This is a genomic window from Emergencia sp. (assembly GCF_048465375.1).
In the GTDB taxonomy this organism is placed as follows: domain Bacteria; phylum Bacillota; class Clostridia; order Peptostreptococcales; family Anaerovoracaceae; genus Senimuribacter.
Genome location: NZ_DBFWLQ010000022.1, coordinates 71,653 through 86,468, shown reverse-complemented (window position 1 = coordinate 86,468; position 14,816 = coordinate 71,653). Strand labels below are relative to the sequence as shown.

Here is a 14,816-nt window from a genome sequence, read left to right as displayed (position 1 = left end):
ATCTCCTCCTTTATTTTACAATGCCGATGATGTCGGCTAGCTTTTCGATGCCCAATTCTTCGCAGAGAGCAGGCAGTTCCTCAATGATTTCTTTGCATATATACGGATTGACCAGGTTTGCTGCGCCGACTTGCACGGCGGTGGCACCGGCCATCATCATTTCGATGACGTCTGCGGCAGAGCTGACGCCACCCATGCCGATGACGGGAATATTGACCGCATTGGCAACCTGGTAGACCATTCTTAGGGCGACAGGGAAGATAGCGGGGCCGGAGAAGCCGCCCATCTTATTGGCGATTACCGGCTTTCTCGTCTTGATGTCGATGCGCATGCCCAGCAGGGTGTTGATCAGGCTGATGCCGTCAGCTCCTGCATCTTCGCAGGCTTTGGCGATTTCTACAATGTCAGTGACATTGGGGCTCAGCTTGATATAGACTGGTTTGGTGGTCACTTCTTTTACTGCGCGAGTGACTTCGGCGGCGCTGTCAGCACAGACGCCATAAGCCATGCCGCCGTTATGGACATTGGGGCAGCTGACGTTGACTTCGATGATTCCCACTTGCGGTTCCTTGTCCATGGCGCGGGCGCAGGTAATATATTCTTCTATGGAAAAACCGCTAATGTTAGCGATAAGCGGCTTCTGATAGATTTTTGCCAGGTTGGGCAGTTCTTCTCTGCAGACGGCTTCCACTCCGGGATTCTGCAGTCCCACGGAGTTGATCAATCCATCAGGACATTCAGCGATTCGCGGTAGAGGATTGCCTAGGCGGGCATCTTTGGTGGTCCCTTTGAAGGAGATGGAACCCAGGATATTGATATCGTAAATTTCAGCAAATTCTCGTCCGTATCCGAAGGTGCCGCTGGCAGGGATGACTGGATTGTCCAGTGTGATACCGCTTAAAACTACTCTTGTATCTACCATTTTATTTCCTCCTTATACAGAACTGGGCCGTCCTTGCAGATTCGCTTGTACCCGTATTTTGTCTCGCAGGTGCAGCCCATGCATGCGCCGAATCCGCATGCCATTCTCGCTTCAAAGCTGAACTGCCCGTCTGGCGAGGTGTCGTAAACGGCTTTCAGCATCGGTTCTGGTCCGCAGGTGTAGACATAATCAAAATTGATCTCCTTCATCGCGTCGGTGACAAAGCCTTTGATTCCCATGGAACCATCGACGGTGGTGATGATCGGTTCAATTCCCAGCACCTGAAATTCCTTGGTCAGGATGATGTCTTCTCTTCCGTTGAAGCCGGTGATGACTTTGGGGATGACACCTTGGTCGACCAGGCTTTCGGCTAACCCGTAGAGCGGAGGGACACCGATGCCGCCGCCGACCAAAAGTGGCTGCTTGCCGCCCTTTGCTGTGTCAAAACCGTTTCCCAGAGGCATGAGGACGTCCAGCAAGCCGCCCTTCTGCATTTCGGACAGGGCTTTTGTTCCTTCTCCCACTACCTTGAAGATGATGGTCAGAAAGTCGGGTCCATAGCTGTAGATGGAGATGGGTCTTCTCAGATAAAACCCATCCAGCTTGATGTTGATGAACTGCCCTGGTGCGCTGATTTCGCTGCAGTCGCCCGTCAGGGTCATTGCAAAAATACCGTTTTGAATTTTTTTCAGGTGGTCTATTTTAAGCAGTTGTTTCTTCATATTGAATCTCTCCTTCTACAAGGGTCATGGTGATGCGTCCGTCTACTTCCCATCCGGCAAAAGGCGTCGCCTTGCCCATGCTGGCGAACTCCGCCGGATCTATGGTGTAGTGTTCTGCCAGATCAATAACCGTCAGGTCGGCAGGCTGTCCGTCTTCGATGGTGCCGCCGGCAAGACCGAAACGTCTGCGCGGGTTCACTGACATGAGTTCAATCAGCTTTTCCAGGGAAATGATGCCCTTCTTCACTAAATGGGTGTAGAGAATTGGAAAGCTGGTTTCAAGACCGACGATGCCGAAGGCGCTTCCGGCAAGCCCTTTTGCCTTTTCCTCTGCGCTGTGAGGGGCATGGTCCGTAGCGATCATGTCGATGGTTCCGTCCTGGATTCCGGCGATCAAAGCGTCACGGTCTTTGGCATCTCTCAGTGGCGGGTTCATCTTGAAACGACCATCCTCTTGCAGGTCTGCATCAGAAAGCACCAGATAGTGCGGTCCTGTCTCACAGGTGACGTCGATGCCTTTTTCCTTGGCGCATCGGATGATGTCAACCGTTTCTTTTGTTGAAATGTGACATACGTGATAACCGGCGCCAGTCTTTTCGGAGAGTTTCACATCTCTTTCGACTTGTTTCCATTCGCTTTCGGAGCAGATACCCTTGTGTCCGTGCTCCTCGGCGTAAGTTCCGTCGTGGATATAGCCGCCGTCCAGGAGACTTTCGTCTTCGCAGTGGGCGACGATCAGCTTGTTCAGCTTCTTTGCGCGCTCCATTGCGGATTCCATCAGGTCTCCTGTTTGTACGCCTTTTCCGTCGTCAGAAAATGCGCATACGTGGGGTGCTAGTTCTTCCATGTCTGCGAGGGCGCTGCGGCCGTTTTGCTCCATGGTGATGGTTCCGTAAGGAACGACCTTGACCTTGGCATTCTCTTTGATGATGTCAAGCTGAACTTGCAGGGCTTCCATGGTAGAAGGGACGGGGTTCAGATTAGGCATCGGGCAGATGCAGGTATACCCCCCTCTAGCTGCCGCCGCTGTGCCTGTGGCAATGGTCTCTTTATAAAAAAAGCCAGGTTCACGCAAATGCACATGTACATCTGTGAAACCCGGCACTATGACCTTGTCGGTGCAGTCAACGATTCTGTCTGCACGGTCGATATTTAAAGAGCTTAAGGAATTAACAAAAACTTTACCGTCAGAAACAAAAACGTCTCTCTTTTCGAATCCTCTTGGTGTAAAAACAGTACCATTTTTGAATAAAGTTGTCATGGATTTCCGGCTCCTTTCTTCATATTAAAATTATTTTTGCTCAAATCTTCAATATGTTATCATGGATTTGTATGCTTGTCAATAGGGTTAAGAAAAGTTCTAAAAAATGTATTCAAAGCGTGCACACCGCGCGTCACTGCAGGTCTGTCAAAAACTCCGTAATGAGGGGGGAGGAGAGGGTTGTCGTGCTGGTTTTACCCGTCATTTTATGAAAAAAGGCCAAAAACGCCTACAACTTTCGGCTGCTGAGGCTCCGCAACGGCAGCCTGGGCAGGAACTGCGACGAAGTTTCAACGGTTACAGCAGGCGTTGCGGGGACACTCCCTTTGCAGCCCGCAGTTTTTTTAGGCGTTTTTGACCTTTTTTGTGACAATAGGGGTTAAATGGATGATCTACAGGGGCTTTTTTGGCATTTTAAAAACGTTAAGCTGCATAATAAAGGGGCTGTGAAAAAACAATCCCTTGTTCCCAGGTTTTTTGCTATTCAGGATGAAAGCATTTCTCAAAAAGAAACACTAGACAAAGAAATCGATGTTGTAGAGGTTAGCCAAAACTTTGAAATGAGTGAGCTGTTGACGGATATTGGTGTAGTGAGTTACAAGAAAGCATTGAAAATTGATGGGGAGGTTTATAATTTATACCCGACCTTTGATGATGTAACCGGTGCCCTTGTGAATATCAGTAATCAATGTAATGGAGCTTTATCAGCAATGCAGGAATTGTACCAGTTGGAAGCATTTAACAATGCAACCGTACCGGAGTATTACGAATATCTACCGATGTACACAGAAAATCTAGCCGATTCTTTTGAAAATGGCACAATTGCCGAAACCAAATATGAGGCAAAATGGATTAGATTAGTCTGATGGAGAGCTTCTGGGACATTTATGAGAATGATAATTCGAATGCTCAAATTGTAAAGAAAATTGCGGATGTAGAAAAAACACAGGCTAAAGCAAGCCTAAAAAGTGTCAATAATAATTTGGCACAAGAATTAGACGAGCTTAGAATAATGCTGCCATATAATACGGGCGGCGCAGAAGTGATTGATGCATGCAAAATGGAAGCTTCTGACACAGATACAGCCATTCGCATATTCTGGAAATTCTAAGTTTAATGTTGAAAAAGGCGTAACTTATGCGGTAAAATATACAACATCACCTAATACTTTGCACTATGGACTGCTGACTCAGGATTGCACTAATTTTGTATCGCAAATCAAGCACGAAGGTAGAGTACCATTCTATAAAACTGCATCTGACAGCGACGGATGGAATCTAAAGCAGAACACAACAGGAACCTCTGTATTACCAAGGTATAATTATGCTGCAAGATGGGTTAATGCTGATAAATTTGTGAAATTCTTTGGTGTAAAGAGTAAATATGCTGCAAGCTCTGGAAGATATACGTCATTCGTGAATTTCGCTGCAGCGATTAAAAAAGGCTCTTTTATAGCATATGATAAAGAAGGGGAAGGCAGTTGGAACCATAATGCTTTCGTTACCTATTTATTCCATTCTGGAGAATCTAGCAGACGAAATATAACCTATCATGGGACGACTTACAAGGATTTTAAGGTTGCACAGCATACGACTAATTACCATAATTGGGCGTCTGATGGTAAGAACGGTTGGGAGGAACTACCAGAAAAGAATAGTAAGGTTGTTTTTGCTATAGTAAACTAAAAATCTAATTGTGAAAGGGGATAGCCTGCAATGATCCAGGTCTTAAAAAAATATAAGGCGTTTCTTATTGTTCTTCTTATTGCGCTTCTAGTATTAGGAGGTTACCGAGTGGTTCTCTGGATACAAGGACAGCCACATGAAGACTTGCTTTACACACAAGAATATATACCGGATACAGGTAATATTAAAGGTCACGTCGACACAGACAAGTGGGAAGCTTTAGGCAAAGAATTTGTCATTGGTGCAAATAAAGATGGCTATGCAGTATTCAAGAATCCTAGAAAAGCAATGGATGCAATTTGCAGAGATTATAAGGATGGGATTAGAGCCATGCAAAAGGAGGGCGCGCCAATGGGCTTTCGTAGAAATTACGGAGCTTATGTTGATTATGATTTGACAGTGTCGGGTGATTCGGAAACAAAACGGCAAGCAAATATTGTAGCGAGTTTCGTAGACATTTATGAAAATAGCTTTGCACCAATAGATACAGAAGAATGAGATGGGGACACTGTAAAAAATCTGTGTAAAGTAAACAAAAATTAGTACGCCTCTGGTTCAGAAAGTTTAATTTCAAATTATGCACCAAAATTTTTACGGACGTTGAAATTCTAACGTCCGTGCTTTTAAATGGTTCATATCCTTTATATTAGGTATAATAAATTTGCAATCACTGAATTCATTCCTCACTTGGATATTTAGATGATTGTTATTTTAAGATTAACTTTATGTTTTAGAGGAACACTCATCTTGCCGCCTCATCAATGACATTTCTCAGTATTTCATCTGCTTCTTCAATAGAATGTCCCCTTTTCCCGCGAAGACGGTTTTCTTCCACTTCCAATAACATCTCTTGTAGCTGCAGCATCTGCTCGCACTTCTCAAGCGCATCAATTCCCATTTTCACCCCAAATAATCCTCTCTCAATATCGCCATGACGTGCACGTCGTGATACTGGCCCATCTTCTTGCAGGCGCCGCGGGCGCAGCCCTCGTGCTGAAACCTCATGGACTCGTAGAGACGACGTGCGGGCTCGTTACCTGTGTAGTAGTCCAGATAGACACGGTGGAAGGTATCTTCCTTGAAGGCTCTGTCGAGAACCCACTTGAGCGCCTGGCGGCCATAGCCTTTGCCGCGCAGGGCAGGATCTCCGATGTAGATGCGGTAAACTTCCAGGGAGTCCAGCTTACGGCTGATTCCATTGAGGTAGATTCTGCCGATAGGGTTGCCGCTTTGGTCGGTGATGGTGTACTGCTCTTTTTCCGGGTCTGCCTCGTTCAGAACAAAATCTCTGATCACTTCCTCGTAGGTCTGTCCGTCGGCGATGCTGAAAAACTCGGTTACCTCAGGAGTCTGTTCCCACTGATAGAACTGCTGGCAATCCGCCAGTACAGATGGGCGTACTTGAATCATTTCCATTGTATCATCCTTTCTACGAGAAGAAGTCCCGCACTAAAATCAACAGCACGTTGTTATTATATAGGAAACCGGCGAAATAGGAATCGTCTAATGATTTGACGATGGTTTCGGACAGTCCCGGCCAGATCAGCCCCAGAATCGGAACCAACAGGGCAAAAAACAGGAATACGTAGATCAACCCTCTGACGCCGCCGAAAAGAAATCCCATAAAACCATCGAAAAAGCCGACGACGCCGTGGTGATATTTGCGTGAAAAGAGACGGACCAGGCCAAAAGCGACCAATTTGATGCCGAGTACGATGCACAGAAAAGCGATGACCGTCATCAAAGTGGAGGTAATTGCCGCTGAAGTACCGTATATAAAGGTATCGGCAGCGTCACTGACCCAGTCGCTGAACAAAGCCGGCATGGCTTGGTAAGAGCTGCTGTCGACAGCAGAAGTTTCGATATGGGCTAAAATATATCGATTGATGCTCTCGTCCATGGTGGTGTAGTCGATGAAAAGGCCTTTGACTTTGTCGCAGAAGAGAAAGCCTGCGATGATACAGACAAACCACTGCATAAAACTGACGACAGTCTGTGCGACCCCCTTTTTTGCTCCCATGATGGTGGAAAATAGTAAAATTGCACAGACGATGATGTCTAGAATAATTCCTGGTCCCAAGTTCATATATTATCTCCGTTATTCGAATAGGTTGTTTTTTTCTACATATATTATATTACTAAAATTATCTTTAAAATGCAATACAAGGAGAATGTGTTATGGGCGGAGATTACAGGAAATTTACAGTAGAGATGCAGCTTATGAACGACGAATACAGACTTTGGAGGAGCGGAATTGACGGCAGCACATGCATTGTGGAATCCTATAAAGATAAAAGATCCCTTTACTTTGCAGTATCAAACCTTTTGCCGTCTGCCAGCCTGCTGTCCCAGGGGAACAGAGAGTATCGACTGATTTTGATGGGCGTAAACGAGGGAGAAATCATTCATCGGGATTTCGGCTCTTTTTTTGTCGATCAAAAAGGAGACGGCAGCTTTTTTAAAAAATTCACCGGTCCAGCCTTGGAGTGCTATACCCATTGTCTGCTGGTTTCGGCAGATCGGGCTGACGGCAGCATTGAGACAATCATGTCCGGCGAGATGCCGTTTTTTCACAAGCCAGAGGAAGAAATGTCAGAGGAGCCGGCTGGATCGTGTCAATTTGACGAGACCTGGAAAAGTATTTTTGAAAATGTAAGTGACAAAAACGTTGTAGCTGCCTTCTCAGAAAGTATGGATGAAACAGGAGCAAAGTGGTATCGTGTCAGCTGCGGCAGCCAGATCCCGCTTCCACTGATTAACTGCAGAGAACAAGTCGAAAAATACGGGCACTACATAGTAGGACAAAGGGAATCTTCCTATTATATCGGCATTCCAGGCAGATTTCTGCAGGGAGAACAGCCCCTGCGTGAGCTGAAATGTTTTGTTCTTTGGCAGCCTATTCGCGGAGGGGAAAAATTCTTCAAGGAACTCTCGGAGCTGACGGAAAAGCTGCAGGAGGAAATCTTTGGATATTGGATTGGGGGAATCGACACGGTCAGTGGTGAGATTATTCCGCTTTAGTTGCACAAAATTCAATACAAAAAACTGTTGAATACTGTATGGAATTGTGGTAACATTGAAAGGTATATGAATAAGTTTATGATAGAAGCCCTGGAGGAAGCAAAAAAAGCTTTCGCCATAGGGGAAATCCCTATCGGGGCTGTGATAGAAAAAGATGGACAAATTGTAGGCAGAGGTCATAATTTAACGGAATCCATGAAGGACCCTACTGCCCATGCTGAGATGCTGGCCATTCGTCAGGCCGCACAGAATTTGGGAGGCTGGAGACTGATTGGCTGTAGCTTGTATGTTACGATAGAACCGTGCACCATGTGTGCCGGTGCCATGGTCTGGTCCAGAATAGACAACATATATATCGGGGCGATGGACCCCAAAGCGGGGGCCTGCGGATCAGTATTCAATATCGTCTGCGATGACAGGCTGAATCACAGAATCAATGTAGAAACAGGAATCATGGAAAAGGAATGCAGTGAGATGATCAAAGCGTTCTTTACCCAGCTTAGAAATAGAAAGAAAAACAACAAATCGGAGGAGTAGGACATGAAAAGAATAGGCGCTATCGTATGCCTTGCAGCACTAATTGTAACAATGACAGCTTCTGTCTGTTTTGGCGCGCAGTCACTGGAACTGGTGGATAACTATCCGGACGACGGACAGAAGAACACCACCAAGGACAACATGTGCGTAAAGCTGTGGTTCAACAACGATATGGACAGTGAGAAATTGGAAAAGGTAAACAAGGATTGCTTTACCATTACCGATCCAAAGGGAAAGAAAATTCCCATCAAAGTTTTCTACAATAACCCAAAAGACAAGAAACAGATCATGGTACTGGCGGACACGAACAAGATCAATACAGCCAAGGATATTAAGGACAACACAGAGTACACGTTGACTATTTCCGGAAAGCTGCAGGATAAAGCTGGGAATACCCTGGGTGAGGATCAGAAGATTTCTTTTACTACTTTGAACCAGGGCCAGAGTACCAAGGTGTACATGATCATGATGGTAATCATGATGGGCGGCATGTTCTTCTTTACTTCACGCCAGATGAAGAAACAGACTGCTAAACAGCAGGAAGAAGGCAAGGTAAGAGAAGAACCGTTTAACCCGTATAAAGAGGCAAAGAAAACGGGCAAATCTGTGGATGAAGTCATCGCCATTCATGAAAAGGAAATGGCCAAGAAAGCTGCCAAGGAGGCAAAGAAGATCTCTCGTCAGAAAGATGTGGACGACGATGATTATGAAGAAGATGATAATGGCAACTACAAAGTAAAAGGTCCGAAACCGGTTTCTGCTGGCGGAAGCAGTTATATAACAGGCCGAAAAGCCATCGCAGAAGCGAAAAAAGCAGAAGAAGAAAGACTTGAAAAAAGAAGAGCCGCAAACGCTAAAAAGAAAAAGAAAAAATAGTTAATGCAAAATGAGCGGCCTACCGCTCATTTTGTACGTAAATTTACGGATAAAGAGGGACGCATGGAAGAAATAAAGATATTGTCTTTTGCAAAGATAAATCTCTCCATCGATGTTACTGGAATTACGGAAGACGGTATGCATGCTGTGGATATGATCATGCATCAGATATCCTTTCACGACGATGTAAATGTCAGATTTTTACCTGACCAAGCAAAACCTAAAGGTAACGTCGATATCAAAGTATCGACGAACCGCTATTATCTGCCGGTGGATGAGAGGAATCTGGCCTACAAAGCGGCGGCTTTGATGTCCTCCCTATATGCGGACAAAGTGCCTGGAGGCAGAGTGGAAATTGAAATCTTTAAGAGGATTCCGGTGGCTGCCGGGCTTGCCGGCGGCAGCGGGAATGGCGCCGCCGTGCTTCACGGACTGAATCAGTTGTGGAAACTGGGACTGAGTTTGTCTGAATTATGTAGTCTGGGTGCAAGACTGGGCTCTGATGTTCCTTTCTGCGTCATGGGTCAGGCTGGTTATAACTTCTGTCTGCCGAAGAGCATTCGAAAAGACAAGATGGCAGTTTCCTGTGCCAGAGCAACAGGAACCGGCACAGAGCTGACGCCTCTAAAGGGGGTCAAACAGTCGCTGGTAATTGCCAAACCGCCGATGGGTGTGTCTACTGCGGAGGTATATCGTGAAATTGACAGTTGTAAAATAAAAGAACGTCCGGATAATGATGCTTTGGCCAAAGGCATAATGGATAGAAATTTTGCTCTAATTTATGACAATTGCATCAATGTTTTGGAAAATTATACTCTTCGGGCATATCCGGAGGTAAAGAAGCTGAAAGAATTATTATCACAGAATGCAGAAGCTGAAAAAGTATTGATGAGTGGCAGCGGACCGACGGTATTCGGCATTTTTAAGAGCATCTCTGATGCGAAAAACGCCTGCGAGATGCTGAGAAAGCAACGTTATGAAGCTTACTGGACAAAAACCACAAAATAAAATAGGAGATTGATATGTTAAACTTTGATTTACAGAACCACAGACCATTAAGAGAAATTGTCTATGAACAGTTAAAAATGCAGATTTTAACTGGAAAAATCACACCGGGAACTAGAATGATGGAAGTCGAACTGGCTGATGAAATGGGCGTCAGCAGAACCCCAGTCAGAGAGGCGATCAGAAAACTGGAGAAGGAAGGTCTGGTCACAATTGAGCCGAGAAGAGGCGCCTATGCATCTGATATTTCTGTAAAGGACATGTTGGATACGCTGGAAGTGAGAGAGGATCTGGAAGGACTTGCGGCGGCACTCGCTGCTGAAAGAATGAGTGAGGAACAGATTGAAGATCTGGTCAAAATTACGCAGGGTTACAGCGAAGCGATTAATAATAGCGACACAGAAAAGATCATCCATTACGATGAACTGTTTCATAAACATATCGTTTCCTGCAGTGGAAACAAGACTTTAATTCACCTCAGCGAGACAGTACAGGAACTGGCTTTGAGATTCCGCTACCTGTATTATGATGATTTTTCAAGATATGAGAACATGCCGGTAGAGCATAGAGAAATCATCGATGCTATCACCAGCGGTGATGCGGAGACAGCCAGACTGGTTGCTGACAACCATGTGAAAAAGCTGAAAGAGTTCGTCGTCAGAGAGGGCGAGGATGTCTTCAAGCACCTGTAACCTACATAACAAATAATACGAGAACGTGTGTGAAAGCAGAACGTGATGGATATGACCCGGCAGAGATGCCGGGTTTTATAGTGCTTATTAATGATTCAAGGAGAGCACATGCCTTTTTGCCAAAACCAAACTAGTCCGAAATCGGACTAGTTTGGTTTCGCAGAAATGATATGTACAAGTTGGCGGATTGGTTCTCTGGCATTGCAATAAACAGTGAAAAAAGTGGTGTATTAAGATAAAGGGGGGATTTTTTTAAAAATTCTTAAAATTAACAAACAGAAAAGCCGGTTGTGGTATAATGAACGCACAATCTTACGACGTTGTCGCAAGGAAGCGTTCATTGAATCATGACGTTGGATTCTAATTTCAGAGGAATTGTCATGGTATAATGAACGCACAATCTTACGACGTTGTCACAGGGAAGAAACCATTGAATCATCTGTGCCGATTCTATTTTTAGTGGATTGCACATGGTTTAATAGTTTTAATTGGAGAGGGGGGATTTTATGAGTAAGAACTTAAAAGTTTTACTGATTGCTGGGGTGATTATGGCAGTGGCGGGCTGCACTTTGATTGTTTATAGCTCCCATCAAAAGCCATCTGTCATTCCAAAGACAGGCAGATATTCCTGCCGTGATGCGGAGATGAGTGTGTGTGCGCTGTCAGAGTATGCAGGCAATTTTGTTCTGCAAGAAGGGGGCGTGTGCTCTATAGATTCGTGTGGCACGTTGGTAAAATCTTATAACGTAGAACATAGCTTATTCCACGGCGATATTCTCGTCCTTGACTGGTTGAGAGATAAGAAATTAAAATTTAAAGTGAATTCAGATACCCAAATCACTGTATTGGAAGACTTTGGCCTTTTCGAGAAGGGGCAGGTATTTAATCTGCAGGAGAGTTCCTGACTTTGACCGCCACTACACAAAAAGCGCAAAGGAAAAATAGAATTCTCTCTTCACGCTTTTTACTAGTTTTTTCACTTCTTCTTTGAGAATTCTTTCATTAACGCGCTCACGATGGTCTGCTGTCTTTCACTGAATCCGGCGGCAGCTTGCTTTGGATCATAGAATTCAACTAAAAGTGTGTGAATAATTCCTTTTTGTGATTCTGTAAGGCCCTCGACAGAAACCATCTCTTTCTTTTCGAAGCCGACGAGATAGTCTAGAGAAACGTTGTACAGTGCCGCAATGTCTATTAAGACATCCAAAGTTGGCAGCTTTAAATTATTTTCGTAGCTGCTGATAACCGGTTTGCTGCGTCCAATTTTTTTACCCATGGCTTCTTGAGAAAGGTGGCGCTGCAGACGGAGTTCTCTCAGGCGTTGTCCAAAATCGAACATAGAATCACCTCCTTAAATATAGTTCCCATATAGGAAACAATGTACTACAACGATGTTCCTAAAGTGCGAATATGTATTGAATTAAGTTTTCGATATGGAAACATTGTATGAGGAAATCTAAAAAATTGATACTTTTTCTGATAGATTGAAACCAGAATTATAATTTTGGCAAAAATGCAGCGCGCAGCGTGTGATGATAATCGGTATTTAACAGAGAGCGTTATGACTGTAATGAACAGTGATGCAGAGAGGAGAGAAAAATGAAAAAGTATTGTGCTGCGGTGATGGTCCTGGTGCTGGCAGCTGCCCTTATGACCGGGTGCGGGAAAACTTCTTCAGACGAGCAGGTGAAGGCGCCGGAGTTTGAAGTCAGCAAGATCAATGTGAATTTGAAGCTGGACGCTGAACGAGAGGAACAGGAAGTATTATCCTACAGTGACAGCAAGAAGATGATTTTTCGGATAGGGGGAGAGCATGCGGATGAATTTGTGGTAGGAACGTCGGCAGACCGGTTCGTCATATATGACATTGCTGACGAAAGCGTCGACAAAGAGTATGTGATGGACAAAGATGTCTATGGTAGAGTGGCGGTCCCATACAAAGATGGACTTCTGTACTCCTGCTATTGGGTAGATCAGAGCAATCAGTATCCTTATCATTGGCAGGTTATTTATCAGGAAGGCGATAAGAAGACGGTAATCGACCAGGGAGAAGAAGAAATGAACTCTCAAAAATCCATGATTGTTGAAGATGGTGTAATTTATTATACTTATGAAGATTGGAGCGACGGCTACCACTGCGGTGTACGAAAATTAGAAGATGGTAAAACCGTCACAGTTGCTGAATACGACGATATAGACGAAATGGAATTGATGAAAGTGGCGGACGGCATCTGTTATATCTGGATATGGAACGACAAGAGCGTGAAATATTTTGCAACTGATGGGAACAAGATCCTGTGGGAGCAAAAGTTTGATGGGAATGATGGTCACATAAGGTACGATGTAAATGATGAGTATCTTTTGTGTTGGCAAAATGGATCGGAGGAAAATCTTACGGCTATAAACCTGAAAAATGGCGAGGCCATCGACCGCGATATCCAGCTGAAAGATCCATGGATGACGACGATCGGAGATTATTTCTTGATTGAGGATGAGAACAAGAACCAGTATTATGCCATCGTTGATGGCGATCAGATTACAGTTGAGAAATTAGAACTGCCAGAGGAACAGCAGTACAAGCTTCCCCTTAGCAATAGCTTTTCTGCCGGGAAGAACAGCGCAATCCTCATGGCAGGAGATTACTGGGAAGATAAAAGGGAATACTTCCTTTTAAAGTTAAGTTAAATTTGCTACTGATTTACCATTTACGAAAGAGCTTTGATATGACGCTATAATTATAACCATATGATAAATATACAAAACCAAAACCGTAGATTATATGTAATTCCCTTATTAGTAACACATAATCTACGGTTTTCTTCAAAAAAACTGAAATCAGTTAAGAATACTTTTATTTTGAAATAGATATTAATTCCTTGATAAATCTATCGCTTTCATTTATCCAAGGGCTATGACCAGAATTTTCAAACCATATAATTTCTTTATGAGGAGCTTCTAAAACATTCAAATAATCTTCTACTAAGGAAGTGGGGGCATTGATATCATGTCTGCCAAGAAAAAAATAAATCGGTACATTGATTTTTGAATAATCTGTGCGTAAATCTATATCATATAGCTGCGGATATACATGATTAAATGTAGTAACAATACCTCGTAAATAATTAATTTTATCAATTATGCTATATTCAGATGAAAATATATCACGAAATGTATTATAACCCCTATTTTGAATTTTAGGATTGCTACTCATATACGAAGATAAATAGTTTAAATGTTCAGCACTTTTCCATGTAACATCAGAACCATGATAGGGAGGACGACCATTCTCCTTTAGTTTATTAATTTTATCTTTATCACCTTTTTCTGTTGCAATTTCAATAGCTTTGTCATAGTCTAAGTTTTCGGTTTCTATAAAATCAACCATTTGTCCTGTTCCGATTACAGCATGGTAATAGTTCGGTGATTTTGATGCAAGAAATACTGCCAGAGCACTTCCCCAAGATTCACCTACAAGATATATCTTCTCATGATTGAATTGGTTGCGCAGATATTCTGTTAAAGCTAATCCATCTTCAACATAGGTATTTACAGTTAAGTTTTCGTTTCCAACAGAATATGATTTACCAGAACCGGGCTGCTCCCATACAACGACTACAAAATGCTTCTCCAATTCTGAAAGTTCATGCCTAACTGCCGCCATTTGTGAACCACCCGGACCACCTGCCAAAAAAAGAAGAACTGGATTTTTTTTGTTTTGTCCACGAATACTTATCCACTCACTTCTGTCGTTTAAATCAACTCTTTCTAATTTAGCGATGCTGTTTTCCATTACTTTTCCATTTTCATCTTTGATTTCGGGTGTACTTGCTGTTATTTGACTATATGCCATAAGACCTCCCGTTAATATAATTGTCACTGTTAGCAAAATGGTGTTTCTTTTTAAACGCACCTGACTTTTTGAAGATAAAGTTTTTTTCCGTTTCTTTAATAACCAACTAATTCCCCATATAATCTCTGTCACTATGAGGATAAACATACAGACTAACAACCCTAAAAAGATAATTACTTCTACCATTTTTACCGCTCCTTTATTTTTTTGACCAATGTTCAACATTATCATAACACAAAATTGAC

Annotated in this window: 18 protein-coding genes; 10 read left to right on the top strand and 8 right to left on the bottom strand. The window is 43.6% G+C overall.

What is annotated here, in order from left to right:
* Positions 1–10: 10 nt before the first annotated feature.
* The 3 genes from ACMQ5W_RS14835 to ACMQ5W_RS14825 are packed head-to-tail and all read right to left on the bottom strand — an operon-like array spanning position 11 to position 2,905.
* Positions 11–922: a dihydroorotate dehydrogenase gene (locus tag ACMQ5W_RS14835; protein ID WP_419025842.1), complete on the bottom strand. Its 912-nt coding sequence runs from the start codon at positions 920–922 to the stop codon at positions 11–13.
* A complete protein-coding gene (locus ACMQ5W_RS14830; protein WP_419025841.1) occupies positions 916–1,644 on the bottom strand; it encodes a dihydroorotate dehydrogenase electron transfer subunit in 729 nt (242 codons plus the stop codon). Before ACMQ5W_RS14830 ends, ACMQ5W_RS14835 begins: the two co-directional genes overlap by 7 nt.
* Entirely contained in the window at positions 1,625–2,905 is a 1,281-nt protein-coding gene (locus ACMQ5W_RS14825) for a dihydroorotase (protein WP_419025840.1), read from the bottom strand. The genes ACMQ5W_RS14830 and ACMQ5W_RS14825 overlap by 20 nt, the downstream gene beginning before the upstream one ends.
* Positions 2,906–3,288: 383 nt before the next feature.
* Between ACMQ5W_RS14825 and ACMQ5W_RS14820 the strand changes: the two genes are divergently transcribed.
* The 3 genes from ACMQ5W_RS14820 to ACMQ5W_RS14810 all read left to right on the top strand — a co-directional run bounded on the left by ACMQ5W_RS14820 (position 3,289) and on the right by ACMQ5W_RS14810 (position 5,088).
* Positions 3,289–3,771 carry a hypothetical protein gene (locus ACMQ5W_RS14820; RefSeq protein WP_419025839.1) on the top strand — a complete coding sequence of 161 codons (483 nt, stop codon included), beginning with the start codon at positions 3,289–3,291 and terminating at the stop codon, positions 3,769–3,771.
* Between the two features lie 183 nt (positions 3,772–3,954).
* Positions 3,955–4,590: an amidase domain-containing protein gene (locus tag ACMQ5W_RS14815; protein ID WP_419025838.1), complete on the top strand. Its 636-nt coding sequence runs from the start codon at positions 3,955–3,957 to the stop codon at positions 4,588–4,590.
* Positions 4,591–4,620: 30 nt separating this feature from the next.
* Complete coding sequence (locus ACMQ5W_RS14810; protein WP_419025837.1) at positions 4,621–5,088, top strand: hypothetical protein; 468 nt, start codon at positions 4,621–4,623, stop codon at positions 5,086–5,088.
* A 244-nt stretch (positions 5,089–5,332) separates the two neighbouring features.
* On the opposite strand, the gene ACMQ5W_RS14805 is transcribed toward ACMQ5W_RS14810, so the two are convergent.
* The 3 genes from ACMQ5W_RS14805 to ACMQ5W_RS14795 are packed head-to-tail and all read right to left on the bottom strand — an operon-like array spanning position 5,333 to position 6,676.
* Positions 5,333–5,494 carry a hypothetical protein gene (locus ACMQ5W_RS14805; protein WP_419025836.1) on the bottom strand — a complete coding sequence of 54 codons (162 nt, stop codon included), beginning with the start codon at positions 5,492–5,494 and terminating at the stop codon, positions 5,333–5,335.
* Entirely contained in the window at positions 5,491–6,006 is a 516-nt protein-coding gene (locus tag ACMQ5W_RS14800) for a GNAT family N-acetyltransferase (RefSeq protein ID WP_419025835.1), read from the bottom strand. The genes ACMQ5W_RS14805 and ACMQ5W_RS14800 overlap by 4 nt, the downstream gene beginning before the upstream one ends.
* Before the next feature lie 13 nt (positions 6,007–6,019).
* Positions 6,020–6,676 (bottom strand): CvpA family protein, encoded by a 657-nt coding sequence (locus tag ACMQ5W_RS14795; RefSeq protein ID WP_419025834.1) that lies wholly within the window; start codon positions 6,674–6,676, stop codon positions 6,020–6,022.
* A gap of 92 nt (positions 6,677–6,768) precedes the next feature.
* Here ACMQ5W_RS14795 and ACMQ5W_RS14790 point away from each other — a divergent pair, with 92 nt between their 5' ends.
* From ACMQ5W_RS14790 to ACMQ5W_RS14765, 6 genes are all read left to right on the top strand, one after another.
* Positions 6,769–7,611, top strand: coding sequence for a hypothetical protein (locus ACMQ5W_RS14790; RefSeq protein ID WP_419025833.1), 843 nt, complete (start codon positions 6,769–6,771; stop codon positions 7,609–7,611).
* A gap of 66 nt (positions 7,612–7,677) precedes the next feature.
* Positions 7,678–8,148, top strand: a complete 471-nt coding sequence (gene tadA / locus ACMQ5W_RS14785; protein ID WP_419025832.1) for a tRNA adenosine(34) deaminase TadA — start codon at positions 7,678–7,680, stop codon at positions 8,146–8,148.
* Between the two features lie 3 nt (positions 8,149–8,151).
* Positions 8,152–9,024 (top strand): Ig-like domain-containing protein, encoded by an 873-nt coding sequence (locus ACMQ5W_RS14780; RefSeq protein WP_419025831.1) that lies wholly within the window; start codon positions 8,152–8,154, stop codon positions 9,022–9,024.
* A 63-nt stretch (positions 9,025–9,087) separates the two neighbouring features.
* Complete coding sequence (ispE, locus tag ACMQ5W_RS14775; protein WP_419025830.1) at positions 9,088–10,032, top strand: 4-(cytidine 5'-diphospho)-2-C-methyl-D-erythritol kinase; 945 nt, start codon at positions 9,088–9,090, stop codon at positions 10,030–10,032.
* Positions 10,033–10,046: 14 nt separating this feature from the next.
* Entirely contained in the window at positions 10,047–10,721 is a 675-nt protein-coding gene (locus ACMQ5W_RS14770) for a GntR family transcriptional regulator (protein ID WP_419025829.1), read from the top strand.
* A 506-nt stretch (positions 10,722–11,227) separates the two neighbouring features.
* A complete protein-coding gene (locus tag ACMQ5W_RS14765; RefSeq protein ID WP_419025828.1) occupies positions 11,228–11,626 on the top strand; it encodes a hypothetical protein in 399 nt (132 codons plus the stop codon).
* A gap of 71 nt (positions 11,627–11,697) precedes the next feature.
* Here the strand turns inward: ACMQ5W_RS14765 and ACMQ5W_RS14760 are convergent, their stop codons facing one another.
* Complete coding sequence (locus ACMQ5W_RS14760; RefSeq protein ID WP_148490827.1) at positions 11,698–12,060, bottom strand: helix-turn-helix domain-containing protein; 363 nt, start codon at positions 12,058–12,060, stop codon at positions 11,698–11,700.
* 260 nt (positions 12,061–12,320) lie between these two features.
* Between ACMQ5W_RS14760 and ACMQ5W_RS14755 the strand changes: the two genes are divergently transcribed.
* Positions 12,321–13,406, top strand: coding sequence for a hypothetical protein (locus ACMQ5W_RS14755; RefSeq protein ID WP_419025827.1), 1,086 nt, complete (start codon positions 12,321–12,323; stop codon positions 13,404–13,406).
* Positions 13,407–13,572: 166 nt separating this feature from the next.
* Here ACMQ5W_RS14755 and ACMQ5W_RS14750 read toward each other — a convergent pair whose 3' ends face one another.
* A complete protein-coding gene (locus ACMQ5W_RS14750; protein ID WP_419025826.1) occupies positions 13,573–14,757 on the bottom strand; it encodes an alpha/beta fold hydrolase in 1,185 nt (394 codons plus the stop codon).
* Positions 14,758–14,816: the final 59 nt, after the last annotated feature.

Coding starts and splice junctions, on each gene's coding strand:
- ACMQ5W_RS14770 (WP_419025829.1), top strand. CDS start 10,047: ATGTTAAACTTTGATTTACAGAACCACAGACCATTAAGAGAAATTGTC.
- ACMQ5W_RS14760 (WP_148490827.1), bottom strand. CDS start 12,060: ATGTTCGATTTTGGACAACGCCTGAGAGAACTCCGTCTGCAGCGCCAC.
- ACMQ5W_RS14780 (WP_419025831.1), top strand. CDS start 8,152: ATGAAAAGAATAGGCGCTATCGTATGCCTTGCAGCACTAATTGTAACA.
- ACMQ5W_RS14750 (WP_419025826.1), bottom strand. CDS start 14,757: ATGGTAGAAGTAATTATCTTTTTAGGGTTGTTAGTCTGTATGTTTATC.
- ACMQ5W_RS14795 (WP_419025834.1), bottom strand. CDS start 6,676: ATGAACTTGGGACCAGGAATTATTCTAGACATCATCGTCTGTGCAATT.
- ACMQ5W_RS14765 (WP_419025828.1), top strand. CDS start 11,228: ATGAGTAAGAACTTAAAAGTTTTACTGATTGCTGGGGTGATTATGGCA.
- ACMQ5W_RS14830 (WP_419025841.1), bottom strand. CDS start 1,644: ATGAAGAAACAACTGCTTAAAATAGACCACCTGAAAAAAATTCAAAAC.
- ACMQ5W_RS14835 (WP_419025842.1), bottom strand. CDS start 922: ATGGTAGATACAAGAGTAGTTTTAAGCGGTATCACACTGGACAATCCA.
- tadA (WP_419025832.1), top strand. CDS start 7,678: ATGAATAAGTTTATGATAGAAGCCCTGGAGGAAGCAAAAAAAGCTTTC.
- ACMQ5W_RS14815 (WP_419025838.1), top strand. CDS start 3,955: ATGCATGCAAAATGGAAGCTTCTGACACAGATACAGCCATTCGCATAT.
- ACMQ5W_RS14755 (WP_419025827.1), top strand. CDS start 12,321: ATGAAAAAGTATTGTGCTGCGGTGATGGTCCTGGTGCTGGCAGCTGCC.
- ACMQ5W_RS14820 (WP_419025839.1), top strand. CDS start 3,289: ATGGATGATCTACAGGGGCTTTTTTGGCATTTTAAAAACGTTAAGCTG.
- ispE (WP_419025830.1), top strand. CDS start 9,088: ATGGAAGAAATAAAGATATTGTCTTTTGCAAAGATAAATCTCTCCATC.
- ACMQ5W_RS14800 (WP_419025835.1), bottom strand. CDS start 6,006: ATGGAAATGATTCAAGTACGCCCATCTGTACTGGCGGATTGCCAGCAG.
- ACMQ5W_RS14825 (WP_419025840.1), bottom strand. CDS start 2,905: ATGACAACTTTATTCAAAAATGGTACTGTTTTTACACCAAGAGGATTC.
- ACMQ5W_RS14810 (WP_419025837.1), top strand. CDS start 4,621: ATGATCCAGGTCTTAAAAAAATATAAGGCGTTTCTTATTGTTCTTCTT.
- ACMQ5W_RS14790 (WP_419025833.1), top strand. CDS start 6,769: ATGGGCGGAGATTACAGGAAATTTACAGTAGAGATGCAGCTTATGAAC.